General features: G+C 68.4%; 14 protein-coding genes. 5 read left to right on the top strand and 9 right to left on the bottom strand.

What is annotated here, in order from left to right; translation table 11 throughout:
* Positions 1-8: 8 nt before the first annotated feature.
* Positions 9-863, bottom strand: a complete 855-nt coding sequence (locus HWX87_RS28760; RefSeq protein WP_176050424.1) for a sulfurtransferase — start codon at positions 861-863, stop codon at positions 9-11.
* Between the two features lie 216 nt (positions 864-1,079).
* Between HWX87_RS28760 and dnaE the strand changes: the two genes are divergently transcribed.
* From dnaE to HWX87_RS28745, 3 genes are all read left to right on the top strand, one after another.
* On the top strand, positions 1,080-4,613 hold the full coding sequence (dnaE, locus tag HWX87_RS28755) for a DNA polymerase III subunit alpha (protein WP_176050423.1): 3,534 nt from the start codon (positions 1,080-1,082) through the stop codon (positions 4,611-4,613).
* 299 nt (positions 4,614-4,912) lie between these two features.
* Entirely contained in the window at positions 4,913-5,998 is a 1,086-nt protein-coding gene (locus HWX87_RS28750; RefSeq protein ID WP_176050483.1) for a glycosyltransferase family 9 protein, read from the top strand.
* Between the two features lie 164 nt (positions 5,999-6,162).
* Positions 6,163-7,341 (top strand): glycosyltransferase family 9 protein, encoded by a 1,179-nt coding sequence (locus HWX87_RS28745; protein WP_176050422.1) that lies wholly within the window; start codon positions 6,163-6,165, stop codon positions 7,339-7,341.
* Between the two features lie 137 nt (positions 7,342-7,478).
* Here the strand turns inward: HWX87_RS28745 and HWX87_RS28740 are convergent, their stop codons facing one another.
* The 3 genes from HWX87_RS28740 to HWX87_RS28730 all read right to left on the bottom strand — a co-directional run bounded on the left by HWX87_RS28740 (position 7,479) and on the right by HWX87_RS28730 (position 10,623).
* Positions 7,479-8,759, bottom strand: a complete 1,281-nt coding sequence (locus HWX87_RS28740) for an O-antigen ligase family protein (RefSeq protein WP_176050421.1) — start codon at positions 8,757-8,759, stop codon at positions 7,479-7,481.
* 136 nt (positions 8,760-8,895) lie between these two features.
* A complete protein-coding gene (locus tag HWX87_RS28735) occupies positions 8,896-9,738 on the bottom strand; it encodes a glycosyltransferase (protein ID WP_176050420.1) in 843 nt (280 codons plus the stop codon).
* Positions 9,739-9,870: 132 nt separating this feature from the next.
* The gene (locus HWX87_RS28730) at positions 9,871-10,623 is read right to left on the bottom strand and encodes a glycosyltransferase family 2 protein (RefSeq protein ID WP_176050419.1); all 753 of its coding nucleotides are present in this window, start codon (positions 10,621-10,623) and stop codon (positions 9,871-9,873) included.
* Between the two features lie 225 nt (positions 10,624-10,848).
* Between HWX87_RS28730 and msbA the strand changes: the two genes are divergently transcribed.
* Together msbA and HWX87_RS28720 are read left to right on the top strand one after the other, a co-directional pair.
* Positions 10,849-12,600 (top strand): lipid A export permease/ATP-binding protein MsbA, encoded by a 1,752-nt coding sequence (msbA, locus tag HWX87_RS28725; RefSeq protein ID WP_244137783.1) that lies wholly within the window; start codon positions 10,849-10,851, stop codon positions 12,598-12,600.
* A 94-nt stretch (positions 12,601-12,694) separates the two neighbouring features.
* Positions 12,695-13,075, top strand: coding sequence for an RcnB family protein (locus HWX87_RS28720; protein WP_176050417.1), 381 nt, complete (start codon positions 12,695-12,697; stop codon positions 13,073-13,075).
* 64 nt (positions 13,076-13,139) lie between these two features.
* On the opposite strand, the gene HWX87_RS28715 is transcribed toward HWX87_RS28720, so the two are convergent.
* From HWX87_RS28715 to HWX87_RS28695, 5 genes are all read right to left on the bottom strand, one after another.
* Entirely contained in the window at positions 13,140-13,706 is a 567-nt protein-coding gene (locus HWX87_RS28715) for an FUSC family protein (protein ID WP_176050416.1), read from the bottom strand.
* A 41-nt stretch (positions 13,707-13,747) separates the two neighbouring features.
* A complete protein-coding gene (locus HWX87_RS28710) occupies positions 13,748-15,010 on the bottom strand; it encodes an MFS transporter (RefSeq protein ID WP_176050415.1) in 1,263 nt (420 codons plus the stop codon).
* Positions 15,007-15,969: a PRC-barrel domain-containing protein gene (locus tag HWX87_RS28705; RefSeq protein WP_176050414.1), complete on the bottom strand. Its 963-nt coding sequence runs from the start codon at positions 15,967-15,969 to the stop codon at positions 15,007-15,009. The genes HWX87_RS28710 and HWX87_RS28705 overlap by 4 nt, the downstream gene beginning before the upstream one ends.
* A 260-nt stretch (positions 15,970-16,229) precedes the next feature.
* Positions 16,230-17,384, bottom strand: a complete 1,155-nt coding sequence (locus HWX87_RS28700; protein WP_176050413.1) for a collagen-like triple helix repeat-containing protein — start codon at positions 17,382-17,384, stop codon at positions 16,230-16,232.
* Between the two features lie 477 nt (positions 17,385-17,861).
* Positions 17,862-18,197, bottom strand: coding sequence for a 50S ribosome-binding protein YggL (locus tag HWX87_RS28695; protein WP_176050412.1), 336 nt, complete (start codon positions 18,195-18,197; stop codon positions 17,862-17,864).
* Positions 18,198-18,270 lie beyond the last annotated feature (73 nt).

Below are 18,270 nucleotides of genomic sequence, written 5' to 3'. Positions count from 1 at the left end.
GCGCGCGCTTACGCGGCGCTGGCTGCCTGCGCGCAGGCGGGGCACGACTTGCCGGGCACGTAGCTCGGCGATTGTTGCGCGTCCGGCGTGACGACCGCGCGGCACGCGAAGCACGTGACGTTCTCGGTGGGCTGGAGTTGCGGGTTCAGCGCGGTGCGGTAGTCGAACACGAAGCAGTCGCCGTGGTAGTGCGCGCCGCCGACTTCCTCGAAGTACTTCAGGATCCCGCCTTCCAGCTGGTACACGTTCTCGATGCCGATTTCCTTCATGTGGATCGCGGCCTTCTCGCAGCGGATGCCGCCCGTGCAGAACGACACGACCGTCTTGCCTTCGAGGTCGGCGCGGTTCGCGTCGATCACTTCCGGGAATTCGCTGAACTTGTCGATCCGGTAGTCGAGCGCGGCGTCGAACGTGCCGACGTCGACTTCGAACGCGTTGCGCGTGTCGAGCATCACGACCGGGCGGCCCGTGTCGTCGTGGCCGCGGTCGAGCCACGTCTTCAGCGTGCGGGCGTCGACGAACGGCGCGCGGCCGAGTTCCGGCTTGATCGCGGGCTTCTTCATCGTGATGATCTCGCGCTTCAGGCGCACGAGCATGCGGCGGAACGGCTGCGAATCGGACAGGCTTTCCTTGAACTGCAGCGTCGCGAACTTGCCTTCGAACAGCGGATCGTGGCGGAGGTACGCGATGAACGCGTCGGCGGCTTCGCGCGTGCCGGCGATGAACAGGTTGATGCCTTCCGGTGCGAGCAGGATCGTGCCGCGCAGGTCGAGTTCGTTGCAGCGGGCGGTGACGAGCGGGCGCCATTGCTCGTTCGCGTCGAGCGACACGAAGTGGTAGGCGGCGAGGTTGACGATGGTCATGATGGTCCGACGGGAAAACGGCCGCACGGCGGCCCGCAAAAAAGGGTGCGAAGCCGGGGCGTTGATTCGAAAAACCGTATTATCCCGCAAACCGCGCGCGCATCGGCATCCGGCCGTCTGGCCAGCCGCGCGACGCGTCGCCGCGTGCATCGGCCGAACGGCCAGCGCGGGCATTTTTTGGGCAGCCTGCGCGGCGAGGCGGCTACAATAGCGCCCATGTCAGATCCCCGCTTCGTCCATCTTCGCGTTCACTCCGAATTCTCGATTGCCGACGGCATCGTGCGCATTGACGACATCGTCAAGGCGGCGGCCGCAGACGGTCAGGGCGCGCTCGCGCTCACCGATCTCGGCAACGCATTCGGCCTCGTCCGTTTCTACCAGGAAGCCCGCGGCAAGGGCATCAAGCCGATCGCCGGCTGCGACGTCTGGATCGCCAATCCCGACGATCGCGACAAGCCGTCGCGGCTGCTGCTGCTCGTCAAGGACAAGGTCGGCTACCTGAATCTCTGCGAGCTGCTGTCGAAGGCATGGCTCACGAACCAGTACCGCGGCCGCGCGGAGCTCGACGCGGGCTGGCTCGACGGCGAGCTCTCGCAGGGGCTGCTCGCGCTGTCGGGCGCGCAGCAGGGCGATATCGGGCTCGCGCTGGCCGCGGGCAACGAGGAAGCCGCGCGCCGTCATGCCGAGCGCTGGGCGAAGGTGTTTCCGGGCGGCTTCTACATCGAGCTGCAGCGTTACGGCCAGCCGGGCGCCGAGGCGTACATCCAGCAGGCCGCGACGCTCGCCGCGGCGCTGAAGCTGCCGGTCGTCGCGACGCACCCGACGCAGTTCATGACCGACGACGATTTCACCGCGCACGAGGCGCGCGTGTGTATCTCGGAAGGCGACATCCTCGCGAATCCGCGGCGCCAGAGGCGTTTCACGACCGACCAGTATTTCCGCACGCAGGACGACATGGCCGCGCTGTTCGCCGACCTGCCGTCGGCGATCGCGAACACGGTCGAGATCGCGAAGCGCTGCAACCTGAAGCTCGAGCTCGGCAAGCCGAAACTGCCGCTGTTCCCGACGCCGGACGGCATGTCGCTCGACGACTACCTGGTCCAGCTGTCGAAGGAAGGGCTCGAGACCCGTCTCGTGCAGCTGTATCCGGCCGAAGCCGAACGCGACGCGCAGCGCGACACGTACTACAAACGCCTCGAATTCGAGTGCGGGACCATCACGAAGATGGGCTTCCCCGGCTACTTCCTGATCGTCGCGGACTTCATCAACTGGGCGAAGAACAACGGCGTGCCGGTCGGCCCGGGCCGCGGCTCGGGCGCCGGTTCGCTGGTCGCGTACGCACTCGGCATTACCGATCTCGATCCGCTGCGCTACAACCTGCTGTTCGAGCGCTTCCTGAACCCGGAACGCGTGTCGATGCCCGACTTCGACATCGACTTCTGCCAGCACGGCCGCGATCGCGTGATCCAGTACGTGAAGGAAAAATACGGCGCGGACGCCGTGTCGCAGATCGCCACCTTCGGCACGATGGCCGCGAAGGCGGCCGTGCGCGACATCGGCCGCGTGCTCGACGTCGGTTACATGTTCACCGATGGCATCGCGAAGCTGATCCCGTTCAAGCCGGGCAAGCACGTGACGATCGCCGACGCGATGAAGGAAGAGCCGCAGCTTCAGGAGCGTTACGACCACGAGGACGAAGTGCACCAGCTGCTCGATCTCGCGCAGCGCGTCGAGGGCCTCACGCGTAACGTCGGGATGCACGCGGGCGGCGTGCTGATTGCGCCCGGCAAGCTGACCGATTTTTGCCCGCTGTACACGCAGGGCGACGAAGGCGGTGTCGTCAGCCAGTACGACAAGGACGACGTCGAAGCCGTCGGCCTCGTGAAGTTCGACTTTCTGGGTCTGACGACGCTGACGATCCTCGACTGGGCCGAGCGCTACATTCGCCGCCTCGATCCGTCGAAGGCCGACTGGTCGCTCGCGCAGGTGCCGCTCGACGATCCGGCGTCGTTCCAGATCCTGAAGAAGGCCAACACGGTCGCGGTGTTCCAGCTGGAAAGCCGCGGGATGCAGGGCATGCTGAAGGATGCGCAGCCCGACCGCTTCGAGGACATCATCGCGCTCGTGTCGTTGTACCGTCCGGGCCCGATGGACCTGATCCCGAGCTTCTGCGCACGGAAGCATGGCCGTGAGAAGGTCGACTATCCGGATCCGCGCGTCGAACCCGTCCTGAAAGAGACCTACGGCATCATGGTCTATCAGGAGCAGGTGATGCAGATGGCGCAGATCATCGGCGGCTACTCGCTCGGCGGCGCCGACTTGCTGCGTCGCGCGATGGGCAAGAAGAAGCCCGAGGAGATGGCCAAGCACCGCGAGATCTTCGCCGAGGGCGCGGCGACGAACGGCCTCACGCGCGAGAAGTCCGACGAGATCTTCGACCTGATGGAGAAGTTCGCGGGCTACGGCTTCAACAAGTCGCACGCGGCCGCGTACGCACTGCTCGCGTATCACACCGCGTGGCTGAAGGCGCACCATCCGGCCGAATTCATGGCGGCCAACATGACGCTCGCGATGGACGACACCGACAAGGTGAAGATCCTGTACGACGATTGTGTCGTGAACAACCTCGCCGTGCTGCCGCCCGACATCAACCAGTCGCACTACCGCTTCGAGCCGGTCGCCGAAGCCGACGGCAAGCGCTCGCGCACGATCCGCTACGGCCTCGGCGCGGTGAAGGGCAGCGGCCAGAACGCGATCGAGGAAATCCTGCGCGCCCGCGAGGAAAAGGCGTTCACCGACCTGTTCGACTTCTGCGAACGGATCGACCGCCGCGTCGTCAACCGTCGCACGGTCGAGGCGCTGATCCGCGCCGGCGCGTTCGACTCGCTGAACGCGAACCGTGCGCAGCTGATCGCGTCGGTGCCGCTCGCGATGGAAGCGGCCGACCAGGCCGAGGCAAACGCGATGCAGGCCGGCCTGTTCGACATGGGCGCCGAGTCGCCGCACGCGCATGCGCTCGTCGACGAACCCGCATGGGACGACAAGCGCCGCCTGCAGGAAGAAAAGGGCGCGCTCGGTTTCTACCTGTCCGGCCACCTGTTCGACGCCTATCGCGACGAAGTGCGCCGCTTCGTGCGGCAGAAGGTCGGCGACCTGAAGGAAGGGCGCGACAAGCTCGTCGCGGGCATCATCGCGTCGCTGCGCACGCAGATGACCCAACGCGGCAAGATGCTGATCGCGCTGCTCGACGACGGGTCGGGCCAGTGCGAGATCACGATCTTCAACGAACAGTTCGAGGCCAACAAGGCGCTGTTCAAGGAAGACGAACTGCTGATCGTGCAGGGGCAGGCGCGCAACGACGCGTTCACGGGCGGCATTCGCTTCACGACCGATACGGTGATGGATCTCGAGCGCGCACGCAGTCGTTATGCGCAAGCCGTGCGGCTGACGATGAACGGCAACGCCGACGCCGTTGCGTTGCGCCGTGTGCTCGAGCCGCACGTGTCGAAGGACGATCCGGCGGCCGCGACCGCGGTCGAAGCGCCGGCGCCGCGCGGCGGCGGGCGCGATGGCGGCCGGCGTCCGCAGGCGCCGCTGCCGAACGGGCTCGCGGTCCAGGTCCATTACAGCAACGCACGGGCGCAAGGCGAAATGCGTCTGGGCGACGCGTGGCGCGTGAAGCCGAGCGACGTGCTGCTCGCGGAACTGCGCGCGGCGTTCGACGGCAGCGTCGTCGAAATCACGTACTGATCGCGCCCCGTTTCGACGGCTGTCGCGACAGGCGGCCCGTCGCATCGCCATCGTGCGGTGCGGCGGGCCGTTTTTACATCTGAGGGTAATCGGGTCTTGGGCTGGTCATCCGAACGCTATACAATCCGCCGCTAGCCGCATGGTCGCGGCGCCTGCCGCGGGTTCGCGCGGTGAACGGCGCCGTTGTCGTGCGCATAAACGGGGGCGGATCTACGCAACGCGCGACGCGATCGCCCCGGATCAGGATGCCGTGGAACGGCTTGTCGCGACGATAAAAAACTGACTGTCACCACATGACCATGGCCAATGGGAACCCGACGCAGCGGATCCTCGTGATCCGGATTGATTTTCTGGGCGACATGCTGTGTACGACAGCGTTTCTCGGTGCGTTGAAGGAGCGTTGGCCCGGCGCGGAACTCCATGTGGTCGCGAACCGCTACAACGCGGCCGCGCTGGCCGGTAACCCGGACGTGCACGCAATCCACACCTACGTGTACAGCCGTCAGTGCGAGCGCAATGACCGCCCCGGGAGGATGCGCGCATTCTTCGACCGGCTGCGGCTCGTGCGCCGCCTGCGTCGCATGCGGTTCGACCTCGTGATCGTGCCGAACGGCGGCATGCATCGCAGCAGCATGCAGTTCGCGCGTCAGCTGCGCGCGAAGGATTGCCGCTGGCACGACGCCGACACCGAATTCGACGACCGCAAGCCCGAGCATGTCGCGCAGCGGCAAATGTGCCACGAGGCGCTGTCGGGTTTTCGGCTCGTGCCGGAACTCGGCCGTGCGGATCTCGACCGTCTCGAACTGTCGGTTCATCCCGATCGCGCGCTGCAGGACACGTGGTATAGCCTGCTCGGCGCGCACACGAAGCCGCGGGTCGGGCTGTTCGTGTCGAACAAGGCGGTCGAGCGCCGCTGGCCCGCAGACCGTTGGCGCGACCTCGGCGTGCGGCTTGCGCCGTTCGCCGACGTGATCGTGTTTCGCGATCCGGCGATCGGCAAGTGTGCCGAGGACGACGCGTGGCGCGACGTGAATGCGCGGCACGTGGCACCGTCGTCGGTCGCCGAGCTGGTCGCCGCCGCGAGCCTGCTCGACGTGATCGTGTCGGCCGACAGCGCGCCCGTGCATCTCGCCTCGGCGCTCGGTGTGCCGGTCGCCGCGCTGTTCGAGGACCGTCCCGAGAAATACCTGCGCTGGCACCCGCTCGGCGTGCCGCACGTGATCCTGCGCGCCGGCGCGACCGTCGACGCGATCGGCGTCGACGCGGTCGATCGGGCAGTGCGCCATCTGCTGCCGCAGGCCGGCCATCGCGACGAACCGGTGGCCGCTGCGGGACATATGCAGTTGGCTGCGGCCGAACCCGCGATCAGGACGATCGCCTCGTAGCCGGGCGCACCCCGCACGGCGCAGACGTCGGCGCGGCCCGCTGGCGGGGCCGCATCAGGGCCGCTTTGGGACAGCATGCACGGCCGGTGCGCCACGCCGCGCCGGCTGCGGCAAAATCCTGTACATTGCCAGCCTTGTTCAGCCAGCTAGACAGATCGATCGCCGTGGCCCTGTTTTCTTCTGCCCGCCCGCCCAGAACCATCCTCGTTGCCGCGCCGCGCCGGATCGGCGACGTGTTGCTGACGACGCCGCTCGTGCGTTCGCTGAAGGCCCGCTGGCCGGATGCACAGATCGACATGCTGGTGTTTCGCGGCACCGAGGGCGTGCTCGAGCACAATCCCGACGTGCGCCGCGTGATCGTCGTCGCGCAGCGTGCGGGATTCCGCGAGCGGCTGCGCGACGCGTTGTCGATGTGGCGCCGCTACGATCTCGCGTGCGCGGCGCTGAGTTCCGACCGGCCGCGTTTCTACAGCTGGTTCGCCGGCCGCAAGCGGGTTGGCCTCGTCGATCCGAATCGCGTCACGTGGCTCACGCGAATGATGCTGAACGGGATCGCGATCAATCATCACGAATCCGCGCATACGGTCGTCAGCACGCTCGCACTTGCCCCGGTGATCGGCATCGAACCGGTGTCCGAGGTCGTTGCGCCCGGCATCGGCGACGATCCCGCGCGACGCGCCCGCTTCGACGCGTGGCTCGCCGAGTCGCCGGCGATCCGCGATGGCAAACCACTGGTCGTCCTGCATCCGTATCCGATGTTCCGCTACAAGCAGTGGCGGCTCGACGGCTGGGTCGAGATGATCGACTGGCTGCGCAAGCACGGCTTCGCGGTCGCGCTGTCGGGCGGCCCGGCCGACAGCGAGCGCGAGTATGCGGAGCAGGTCGCCGCCGAAGCGGGCGGCGACGTGCTGAACCTGGTCGGCCGGCTGACGTTCGGCGAGAGCGCGGAGCTCGTGCGGCGCGCGCGGCTCTTCATCGGGCCCGACACCGGCGCGACGCACGTCGCGGCCGCGACGGGCACCGACACGATCGCGCTGTTCGGCCCGTCCGACCCCGTGCGTTGGGGGCCGTGGCCGCAACACTGGCCCGCGACCGAGAATCCCTGGCCATTGCGTGGCTCGGGGCGGCACGGGAACGTGTGGCTGCTGCAGGGGGAGGGCGATTGCGTGCCGTGCCGGCACGAAGGCTGCGAGCGCAAGGTCGACAGCCGCAGCGACTGCCTCGTCAATCTCGGTACGCAGCGCGTGAAGGCCGCGGCGGCCGACATGCTCGGGTTGAATCCGCCGGGGGCGGCGGATGCCGTCGTCGACACGTCGCGATTGCATCGCGCCGGGTCCGACTGAGAATTGACGGGCGGGAGGCGCGTGTTTTTGCTTCGTTGCAGGCGGCGCGCGGCGAACCGCGCGGCTCGCAGGCTTTGACGGCGGGGGCCTCCGTTGCCGCCGAAGCCGGCCGGCAGCGGAGCGGAGGCTGTCGTGCGTTACGTGCTGCGCCGGATCGCCGACGTTTCGCGCGGCAGCGCTTCGCTGCGTTCGCCGCAACCGAGCAGGATGCCGGCCAGCAGCACGATCAGGTGCCCTTCGGCGAAATCGAGCAGCAGCGAGTTCGCGAGACTGCCGATCGCGAAGATCGTGAGCCACCCGAGCAGCAAATGCCGCGAACGCGGATCGAGCGTGCGGCTGCCGCGCGCGATCTGCACGATCAGGTTGATGAACAGCAGCAGGCCGACCGAGCCGAGCTGCACGGCCATCAGCAGGTATTCGTTGTGCGGGTTCGACGTGAGCTGGCCTTCGGCCGCCGTCTTGCCGGCGGAGAGCTTCTGGAACTCGACCTCGAGGCCGCCCGCGCCGTAGCCGATCACGGGGCGCTGGCGGAACAGCTCGAGCCCCCTCTTGTACCATTCGAGGCGCAACCCGGACGACGTGACGGCATCGCTCTGTCGATATTGCTGCACTTCCGTCACGACCCCTGCGAGCCGGCCGTTGTGAACCGTACACGCTGCGATGACGAGTGCAATGCCGGACAGGACGAGCGCGCCGGCGGCCAGCCCGGCGCGCAGGGCCGACTGCCGACGCAGCAACAGCACGAAACGCACGGCGACGACGAGCATCAGCAGCAGCGCGATGACCTGCCCCGTGCGTCCCTGCAGCATCACGAACACGTTGACGAGCGCCCACGCGGCGACAACCGTATAGGCAATGCGCGACAGCGCCGTGCGGGCCGCCAGCGCGAGATCGGCGGCCTGGTAGAACAGCAGCGCGCCGAACATGCCTGCGGCGATGTGGTTCTTGAACACCCACGCGCGCGACACCGGCAGCGCGGATGCATGCGCGGGCCCGATCGCGGTCAGCCCGAGATAGTTGGTCGTCGACAGCAACAGGATGACGCACAGCGTGCCGAACCAGCAGCGCTGCACGATCGGCGCCCAGTTCGAATGACGGAACGCGAGCACGGCAAACGGCAGCAACAGCAGCTTGTCGTACTTCGCGACCCAGTTCCACGCCTTGTCGTGCGGCGCGATCGTATACGTGACGCTGATGGCCAGCACCGCGAGGATCAGCAGCGCCGCGAGCGAGGCCGGATCGGTGACGAACGAGCGCAGGTCGCGCCAGAACTCGGGCGAGATCACGAGCGAGACGGCGAACAGCCCGCAGAACACGTTGGTCAGCGCGGTCGAGACGGGCACCATGCAGAGCGCGGCGACGGCGAATGCACGTGCGGCGGTCAGGCGCCGCGAGGCGGGAGCGGAAAACGAAAGCATCGGAACCTGTCGAATGGACGAACGCGGCTTGCGGGCATCTGGCTGCACGTCGCCGCGCGTCCCGGCGGGAGATTCGGGACGAACCGCGAAGTATACGCGAAGCAGGACAGGATTCCGTGTCGTTTTCGGGGTTCGATCAGCTGAAGGCGCGCTTGATCCGCGAACGCAGCAGCGCGCGCTTCAGGCGGCCTTCCACCGCCGGCGTTTCGAGCGCGATTTGCGTGCCGGCCGGCTGGCCGCGATGCAGGTAGTAGCGGTCGAACGTCGCCTGGGTCATGCCCCATTTGTTGAGAAACTGACGGCGGCCGTCGTTCTTGACGATCTTGCCCGTGCTCTTCTGCTGGAAGTGGTAGACGAGGCTGTCGCCGACGCCGAGGAAGATCCGGCAGCCGGCGTCCCAGAATTTCATCGAGAAGTCGTTGTCGCTGCTCATGCCGGGCGACAGCTCGCTGCTGTAGCCGCCGATGCGGTTCCACCAGTCGCGGTGCACGAGCGTCGGCGGCCAGGTCGAGCCGAGCCAGTCCGCGCGGGCGAGCTTCGGCGTCGCCGCGACGAGGCCCGCCGCGTCGAACTGCTCGGCGTCCCGCCCGAAATTGCTGACGACGACGCAAGGGTTGCGCGTGTCGACCGGCTCGACCATCGTGCCCGACAGCATGAAGAGGTCGGTCGGCATCTGCTCGATACGGCGCACGAGCGCGTTGTCCCAGCCGGGGCAGCAGAACATGTCGTCGTTCATGTAGACGACGTAGTCGCGCGTCGCGCGCGCGGCGGCCAGGTTCACCGCGTGGCAGATGCCGATGTTGGCCGGCGACGCGGTGTGTTCGATGCCCTCGCTGCGCACCCAGTCGAGCGTGCCGTCCGAGCCGTCGTTCACGTGCACGATGATCTGGTGGTCATAGGCGGAATGGCGGCGCAGGCTGTCGACGACGAGCTTGAGGTACGGCAGGTTGTTCCAGGTCGGAATGATGATGGAGAACATGGCGGTCGGAGTCGGTGGTCGTCGTGGCGGGCGGCGCGTGGCGCCGCCTCTCGGGCGGGCACGCGCGGCGCGGGCAGCCCGGCATTGTAACGCCGGGCCGCCCGCGCGCCGGCGGTGCGCGGGGGCGGGCGTTCAGCGCGCGGTTTCGTGGCCGAGCTTCAGGAAGCGGTAATACACGGTTTCCGCGTTGAATACGGCGATCATGAAGCCGGCGCGACCGTCGAGGAACCCGCGCCGCAGCACGTAGGTCCGCACGAACGCCCAGGTGCCGCGTGCGAGTGCCTTGCCGAAGCCGCCGCGCTGGCCGGCCGCGCGGCGCTGGCGCGCGCCGGCCGTCGAGTACGCGTCGAGCTTGCGCACGACGGTTTCGAAGTCCTCGTACGAATAGTGCATCAGCTTGCCGGCCAGGCGCTGCGCGGCGCCGTCGAACACGAGGCGCTCGTGCACGAGGTCGTCCGAGAAACGCGCGGTGCCGCGCCGGAACAGGCGCGGCACCCAGTCCGGATACCAGCCGCTGTGACGGATCCACTGGCCGCAGAAGCTCGACAGCCGGTCGACCGCATAGACCTGCGCGGCCGGCGCGCGGATCGTGTCGCGGATCGACTGCGCGAGCTCCGGCGTGACGACTTCGTCGGTATCGAGGGACAGGATCCAGTCGGTGCCGAGCGCGTCGAGCGCGCGGTTCTTCTGCGGGCCGAAGCCCGGCCAGTCGCGCTCGACGATCACGCGCGCGCCGTGCGCCTGCGCGATCGCGACGGTATCGTCGGTGCTGCCGCCGTCGATGACGACGACATCGTCGGCGAACGACAGCGCATCGAGGCACTGCGCGAGCCGCGCGGACGCGTTGAGGGCGATGAGGGCGACGCCGAGGGTGGGTTCAGCCATGAAATCGTCGGAAAGGCGGAGAAAACGGTGAGCGGCAGTATACCCGCGGCCCGGCCGCCGGCCGCATCGGCCACGCCCGTGCCGGCGGGGGCGGTGCGGCTATAATGTTGAGCCCTTTTAGGCACCCGCCCGACAGGGGCGAACTCCCGGGCGGCCACGCGCCGGGCGCCGCATCGCGGCTCAAGAAGGATTGCCTTGGAAACCCAGAACACACTTCGCAAACCGATGGACGGCACCGGCACCTCGCCGGTCACGGTCCTCAAGCGCCTGTGGCCGTACATCCGGCCGCTGATCGGCATCGTGGTGCTCGCCGTGATGACGATGGGCGTCGTCGCGGCCACCGAAGCCGGTATCCCGGCGCTGCTCAAGCCGCTGCTCGACCACGGCTTCGGCGCGCATGGCAGCGACAGCGCGAAATGGTACGTGCCGATCGCGGTGATCGGCCTGGCGCTCGTGCGCGGCGTGTCGCAGTACACGTCGAATTACCTGCTCAACTACGTATCGAACCGCATCCTGCTGCAACTGCGGCTCGAGATGTTCCAGCGGATGCTCCACACCAGCGCGTCGTTCTTCCAGCGCGAAACCGCGAGCACGGTGATCAACGCGATCGTGTTCGAGGTCAACCAGATCCTGTCGGTGCTGACCGGCGTGATGGTCACGCTCGTGCGCGATTCGCTGACGGTGATCTTCCTGCTCGGCTACCTGTTCTACCTGAACTGGCGGCTCACGCTGATCGTCGCGGTGATCCTGCCGGGCATCGGCTGGCTCGTCAGCAAGATCAACCGCCGCCTGCGCCGCCTGAACCGAGAACACCAGACGCTCACCAACGAGCTGTCGTACATCGTCGAGGAGACGGTCGGCGGCTACAAGGTCGTCAAGGTGCACAACGGCGAAGCGTACGAGATGGACCGCTTCACGCAGATGAGCAAGCGCCTGCGCGGTTACGCGATGCGCATGACGGTTTCCGGCGGCCTCGCTCAGCCGCTCACGCAGTTCCTCGCGTCGATCGCGCTCGCGGTCGTGATCACGATCGCGGTCGTGCAGTCGTCGAACGACCAGACGACGGTCGGCGGCTTCGTCGCGTTCGTCACGTCGATGCTGCTGGTGATCTCGCCGCTCAAGCACCTGATCGACGTCAACCAGCCGCTGCAGCGCGGGATGACGGCCGCGGAGCTGATCTTCGGGCTGATCGACGAGCCGGCCGAACCGCAAGGCGGCGGCCGGCCGCTGCCGCAAGCGCGCGGCGAGATCGAATTCCGCAACGTGTCGTTCGACTACGGCGCGGCCGAGCGGCCGACGCTCGACCGCATCTCGTTCAAGGTCGCGCCGGGTGAAATGATCGCGCTGGCCGGCCCGTCCGGCAGCGGCAAGACGACGCTCGTGAACCTGCTGCCGCGCTTCTTCGACCCGACCGACGGTGCGATCCTGGTCGACGGCGTACCGGTTCCCGACTACGACCTCCATGCGCTGCGCGGCCAGATGGCGATGGTCAGCCAGGACGTCGTGCTGTTCAACGACACGATCGCCGCGAACGTCGCGTACGGGCAGACGCCCGACCGCGCGCGCGTGCAGGCCGCGCTCGAGGCGGCCAACCTCGCCGATGCGGTCGCCGCGATGCCCGACGGGCTCGACACGCTCGTCGGCGGCAACGGGATGCGATTGTCCGGCGGCCAGCGCCAGCGGCTCGCGATCGCGCGCGCGATCTACAAGGACGCGCCGATCCTGATCCTCGACGAAGCGACGTCGGCGCTCGACTCGGAATCGGAGCGCCACGTGCAGGCGGCGCTCGAACGGCTGATGGAAGGCCGCACGACGCTCGTGATCGCGCACCGGCTATCGACGATCGAGCGCGCGGACCGCATCCTCGTGCTCGAGGCCGGCAAGATCGTCGAGGAGGGCAGCCACGACGAACTGCTGCGCCACGGCGGCCTCTACGCGCACCTGCACCGGATCCAGTACCAGCAGCAGGCGGCGTAACACGCGGTCATGCGGCCGCGCAATGCCGTGTGCTAGTCTTCATCGGGTAGTTCGAGTGGTTTCGTTCGACGTGACAACACGGAGGGAAAGCACGATGAAGAAGATGCACGGAATGATGCTGGCCGCGGTGATCGCGGCGGGTTTCGCCGCGCCGGCCGCGATGGCGCAGGACCACGACAACCACAACGACCAGGGCGGCCACGGCATGCAGCGCGGCCACGGCCCGAAACACATGCCGCCCGGCCAGATGCGTCATGAGGACGACGTGCCGCCGCGCTGGGCCGACCAGCCGCGCCGCGAGTGGCACAAGGGCGACAGGCTTCCCCCCGAGTTCCGCGATCGCCAGTACGTGATCGACGACTGGCGCGGCTATCACCTGAGCCCGCCGCCGCGCGGCTATCAGTGGGTGGGCGTCGGCGGAGATCACCTGCTGGTGCAGATCGGCTCCGGCATCGTGCTGCGGCTCGGCGACTGACCTTGCCGGTCACCCGGCACGTATCGCGATGCCGCGATGCGCGCCGGGCAGCCGGTTCGCCGCGTCACTTGGCTTCCGCGTGGCGGAACCAGCGCCGCTCGATTCTCGACATCACCCAGCACACGCCAAGCGCACATACGGTGCCGAGCGTCACTTCGCCAAGCCGAATCAGCGGCACGTCCCACAGCGGGCCGTTGCCCGGAAACAGCAGCACGATCGTCGCGGTCACGCCGCCGAGCCGTGCCGCGCTGCCGACATTCAGGCACCAGCAGCAGACGATCACGACCGCGACCGTGATCGCATACGTGACGAGGCGATCGCCGCCGACCGCCGCCCCCGCGAAGCCGAGCACGCCGCCGACCATTGCGCCGATGAACTGGTCGCGCGACAGCGACATCGTGTCCGAGTAGTTGTGCTGCGTGACGGCGATCGCGGTGATCGCCGCCCACACGGCCTGCTCGGAGTGCAACGCGCGGCCGATCGCATACGCGAGGCACGCGCCGCAGACGGCCTGGAGCGCCATCAGCCCGCCTTGCGCGAGCCGTTCGTTGAATGACAGCCCCTTGAACAGATCGAAGATCGACTGCTGGATCTGCTGGCGGGCTTCGTTGAGTGTCCTGATCGTATCCATCGTGAGTCGGCCAAGAAGCGGGTAACGGCGGTGCGCCGCGTTCAGTGCGCCTGTTCGGGCGAGGCGGCAGCCGGTTCGTCGGCCGCCGTGTCGCCGTTCCCGACGCGCGTTTCGGGCATCACGAGCCAGACCAGCAGCACCGCGAGCGCACCGGCACCGGCGAGCCCGAAGAAGCTGACCGCGTTGCCGAAGTGATCGGCGACGTAGCCGGCCGCGGCCGTGCTGAGCGTCGCGCCGATCCCGGCCGCGAGCCCGAACAGCCCGATGCACAGGTTGTAGCGGCCCTTGCCGCCCGCGACGTCGGCCGCGATCAGCGGCAGCATCACGCCGAACACGGCCGCGCTGATGCCGTCGAGCATCTGGACGGGCACGAGCAGGTACGGGCTGCTCACGCCGGCGAACAGCAGCGCGCGCACCGGTAGCGCGGAGAAACCGAGCAGCAGGATCGGCCGGCGCCCCCAGCGTTGCGCGGAGCGGCCGACCCAAGGCGACAGCATCGCGACGATCGCCTGCGGCACGATGATGCACGCGGCGATCACGAGCTGCACGTTTTCCCCCATCCCGGCCGTGACTTCACCGGCCGCGAGGTTCAGCATCGCCGCGTTCGACAGGTGGAACAGCACGACGCACGCCGCGAAGATCAGCATCCGGCGGTCGCGCAGCAGTTCGAGCAGCGTTTCGCGTTCGCCGGCTTCGTCGTGGTGCTCGTCCGGCTTCGACGACTGCGGGATCACTTCGTGAGTCGGCTGGATCATCGCGAGCGCGAACAGCGCGGGCAGCGCCAGCACGGCGGTCAGCCAGAACACCGCGCGCGCGGAGAAGTATTCGCCGGTGAGCCCCATCAGGCCTGCCGCGACCGCACTGCCGATCGACGCCCAGCGCGCATTGCGGCCGAGCCGGTCGCCGAGGTCGGCGCGGCCGACCAGCGAGAACGAGATCGCCGCCATCGCGGGCACGAGCATGCAACTCGCGAAGCCGTGGAACACCTCGGCGGCGATCACCGGCACGATGGTCGGGCTCGACGCGAGCAGCACCGCCGACAGGATGATGGCCGCGATCGCCCAGGCGGCCGCGCCTTTCTTGTTCTTCAGCGCGTCGACGGCCGCGCCGCCCGGCACCTGGCTGACCATCGCGCTGATCGTGCCGATCGACAGCACCATGCCGATCTCGCCTTGCGTCCATTTGTGCGATGCGAGGTAGGACGCGATGAACGGGCCGAACCCGGTCTGAACGTTTGCAACGAAGAAGTTGAGCCAGTCGAGGGACCGCAGACTGCGAGCGGTGACGGAATGCTTGATCGTCATCGGGTGGCACTCGCAGATGAAGCCGGGGTCGGGGTAACGGGCGGGAACACCGCGACGACCGGCTTGTCGGCCGCGTAGGGCGGCGATGCCTTGATCTGTGCGTCGCTCAGGTCCAGCTGCGGGTGCAGTGCCTTGTCGCGCGTGACGAAGCGCAGCGCGCCCCAGCTCGCGGCGATCGAACGGCGGTCGGTATTGACGAGGCCGCCGAGGTCGAGCACGACAGCCTGCGGCTGCGCGGCGCGGTCGATCAGCACGTCGACGATGCGGCCGATCTTCGTGCCGTTCGGGCGCTCGACGTCGCTGTCGAGCATCGGCAGCCGTGTCGCGGGCGAGGCCGCGGCCGAGCCCGACAGCGGCACGGCCTTCGGCCGCGCGGCCGGCGGCAGGTCGCCCGACGGCACGTCGAGCACGATCGGCTCCTGTTTGCCGCCCGGCGTGAAGCGGAACACGTTCCACGGGAAGATGACCTTGCGGTCGCCGACGCCCATGAAACCCTGCAGGTTGACGATCATCTCGCGCGGCTTGCCGCTCGCGTCGGTCACCATGTCGACTGCGCGGCCGATCACCTTGCCGTTGCGGCGCGCGACCTCGCTGTCGAGCAGCGCATGGATCTGGGTACGGTCGAGCGGGCGCGTCGCGACGATCGGCGCGGGCGGAGGCGGTGGCGGCGTCGGTGTTTCGGGGCGCTGCACGGGCTTCGGCCGCGTCACTTCGCGGTGCGGCTTCTTCGGCGCTTCCGGTGCCTCTGGTTGCGTCGGCGCCGGCACGGGCGGCATCGTCAGCGGCTCGCCGGCGGTTTCCTCGACGGGCTCGACGAGCGCCTCGCTGATCGGCGCGGGCGGGTTCTGGACCGGCAGCAGCCCGCAGCCGGACAGCAACGCGACGGCGGCGAGGATCAGGAAGACCGTCGAGGACGGCAACGACTTGCGGGATGCGGGAAACGGGAGTCCGCCGCTCATTGACACTCACTCCATGGGTCGGGGGCGGCCCGAGGGCACGCGGCTGGCGATGGATGGCGGGTGCGGGCGGCGCACCACGCGAGGTGAGATTTTAACGTGTCTTGCTTTCAGGACCGATTTCGATGGCCTGTTGCAGGCGGACTGTGGGGAAAAGGTAGGGATCGGAGGGGGCGCGGGCGAAGAGGCGCGGGCCGAGGCGGCGGCTGCGGCTGCGGCGCCCGATCGTCGGCGACGATGCGGGCGCCGTGCCTGCGTGCGGCTTATTTGACCAGCGAGCCGAGCGTCGTCGTGACCGGAGCGAGCACGCCGCCACCCGTCTTCGAGAGCGCGCCGGTGCCGGTGCCGCCCGTCAAGCCCGCGACGGGCGAGCCGCCGGCCGCGCCCGATACGGCGCCCGTCACGGTGCCGACGGCCGACGTGAGCGCGCCTGCCGGGCTGCTGCCGCCCGTCGCGCCGCCGAGTGCTCCCGTCGACAGGAGCCCGGTGACCGGCGCGAGCGGATTCGTTGCGGCACCGCCGCCGCCGAGCAGCGTCGTGCCGGCCGTGGCCACGGTGTTGCCGGTTGCCGTCACCACGTTGCCGACGCCGGTCGTGACCGGATTGCCGCCGCTCTTCGCGATCGTCGAGCCGGCGTTCGCGACACCGTTGCCGACCGTCGTCACGAGGTTCGTGAGCGGCGCGCCGAGCGGCGTGCTCGCTGCGACGGTCTGCGTGACCGACCCGACCGTCGTCGTGATCGACGTGATCGCCGAACTGGCGGCGCCCGTGACCTGTGCGACAGGGCCGGTCGACAGTTGCGTGCCGAGCGTCGCGCCGCCGCCCGCGATCGTATTGCCGAGCGTCGTGATCGCGCCGCCGACGGGCGACGTCACGGGGGCGAGCGGGGCCAGTGCCGAGCCGCTGGCGCCCAGGCTCGACACGACCCCGCCGGTCGCGGCGACCGCGTCGCCGAGGTTCGTGACCACGCCGCCCGTGCTCGCGACCGTCGTGCCGACCGGATTCGACGACGCGCCGAGCTGGCCGAGCCCCGATCCGAGGCCGGTGCCGAGCGTCGTGACGGCCGCGCCGGCGTCCTGCACGACGGTGCCGAGCCCCTGGGTGGTCGCCGCGTTCGTGCCGGGCAGCGACTGGCCCGCGATCACCGTGCCGACGCCCGAGACGGTGCCGCCCGCGGCCGTCACGACGTTGCTCGACGCCGCGGTCGTCTGGCCGACCGCATTCGCCGACGTGCCGCCGGAGCCGTTGCCCGTGCCGCCGGTCGTCGCGGTCGTGTCGCCCGACCCCGATCCGCCGCCGCCGGTGCCCTGGCTCAGCGAACCGGAGCCGCCGCAGGCGGACAGCGACATCAGCGCCGCAACGCCCGCCGCGATCATGATCATTCGGAGTCCTGCTTGATGGATGGTCGGCGTAGTCATGTCGTCCTCGTCTTGTCTCGTTCGATGGATCGGGTCAGGCGGCCGTCGCGTGCGTCGACGTGTCGTCGCTGCGAACGGGAAGCGGCGGGCGCATGGTTGGTTGTCTCCCTGATTGCCTGTCGCCGTGTCGCCGTGTCGCCGTGTCGCATTTCGCCCGTACCGGAATCCGGCGCACCTGTCGGGCGAGCGATTCGCATTCTTTCGTATTGCTTGCCGATCGCGCCGTAAAACACCGGATTCCTGGCGATCAGAGTAGGTCCGCCGGTGCCAGACGTCTTTTAATGATCGTTAAATTGAAGTAAGCGTCCGATTCAATGCGGAAATCGGGGTAATTACGGTCGACGCGGCGTGAATCGTATGAGTCGGTGCCGGTGAGGCGGAGGGGAGTGGGGGGGCGGGAGAGGCGCCGCGCCGGCCTGACCCGCCGTCATGGCGGGCAGGTGCGGGCGCTGTGTGAAACAAGGTGAAGCGGGAAAGTCAGGCGTCCGGATACCACGCGTCGGTGAATTCGCTGACCTTGACGTCCGTCAGTTCCGGACGGGCGGCCAGCCACCCGCGTACGAGTTCGCGATCGGCGTCGGTCGTCGTGCCGCGCGGTGCGCCGGAGATCACGTAGGCGCCGATGCCTTCGTCCGCGGATGCGACGGTCAGCAGCCCGTTCGCCTCGACGAAGTCGATGAACGCGTCGATCAGTTCGCCGCGCGCGAGGTCGGTCATTTCGTTGCGGTAATGCGCGGTGGCATTGAACGCGAGTTCCTGGAATTCGCCGATGTGGAGTTTCTTGCGCTGGCGGCGGTTGTGGCCTTGGCTCATGGTGTGTGGTGAATGCAAAAAGGGGTAAATGAAAATACGGCGGCGGGCGCTGGCGCGGCATGCGCGAACTGCC

The organism is Burkholderia sp. BCC1644 (assembly GCF_902833225.1).
Taxonomy (GTDB): domain Bacteria; phylum Pseudomonadota; class Gammaproteobacteria; order Burkholderiales; family Burkholderiaceae; genus Burkholderia.
The sequence above is the reverse complement of the archived record's forward strand: the minus strand, read 5'-3'. Positions and strand labels throughout refer to the sequence as shown.

Bases quoted from the DNA above. Each gene is read 5' to 3' on its own strand.
- HWX87_RS28760 (WP_176050424.1), bottom strand. From the start codon at position 863: ATGACCATCGTCAACCTCGCCGCCTACCACTTCGTGTCGCTCGACGCG.
- dnaE (WP_176050423.1), top strand. From the start codon at position 1,080: ATGTCAGATCCCCGCTTCGTCCATCTTCGCGTTCACTCCGAATTCTCG.
- HWX87_RS28750 (WP_176050483.1), top strand. From the start codon at position 4,913: ATGGCCAATGGGAACCCGACGCAGCGGATCCTCGTGATCCGGATTGAT.
- HWX87_RS28740 (WP_176050421.1), bottom strand. From the start codon at position 8,759: ATGCTTTCGTTTTCCGCTCCCGCCTCGCGGCGCCTGACCGCCGCACGT.
- HWX87_RS28735 (WP_176050420.1), bottom strand. From the start codon at position 9,738: ATGTTCTCCATCATCATTCCGACCTGGAACAACCTGCCGTACCTCAAG.
- HWX87_RS28730 (WP_176050419.1), bottom strand. From the start codon at position 10,623: ATGGCTGAACCCACCCTCGGCGTCGCCCTCATCGCCCTCAACGCGTCC.
- msbA (WP_244137783.1), top strand. From the start codon at position 10,849: ATGGACGGCACCGGCACCTCGCCGGTCACGGTCCTCAAGCGCCTGTGG.
- HWX87_RS28720 (WP_176050417.1), top strand. From the start codon at position 12,695: ATGAAGAAGATGCACGGAATGATGCTGGCCGCGGTGATCGCGGCGGGT.
- HWX87_RS28715 (WP_176050416.1), bottom strand. From the start codon at position 13,706: ATGGATACGATCAGGACACTCAACGAAGCCCGCCAGCAGATCCAGCAG.
- HWX87_RS28710 (WP_176050415.1), bottom strand. From the start codon at position 15,010: ATGACGATCAAGCATTCCGTCACCGCTCGCAGTCTGCGGTCCCTCGAC.
- HWX87_RS28705 (WP_176050414.1), bottom strand. From the start codon at position 15,969: ATGAGCGGCGGACTCCCGTTTCCCGCATCCCGCAAGTCGTTGCCGTCC.
- HWX87_RS28700 (WP_176050413.1), bottom strand. From the start codon at position 17,384: ATGACTACGCCGACCATCCATCAAGCAGGACTCCGAATGATCATGATC.
- HWX87_RS28695 (WP_176050412.1), bottom strand. From the start codon at position 18,197: ATGAGCCAAGGCCACAACCGCCGCCAGCGCAAGAAACTCCACATCGGC.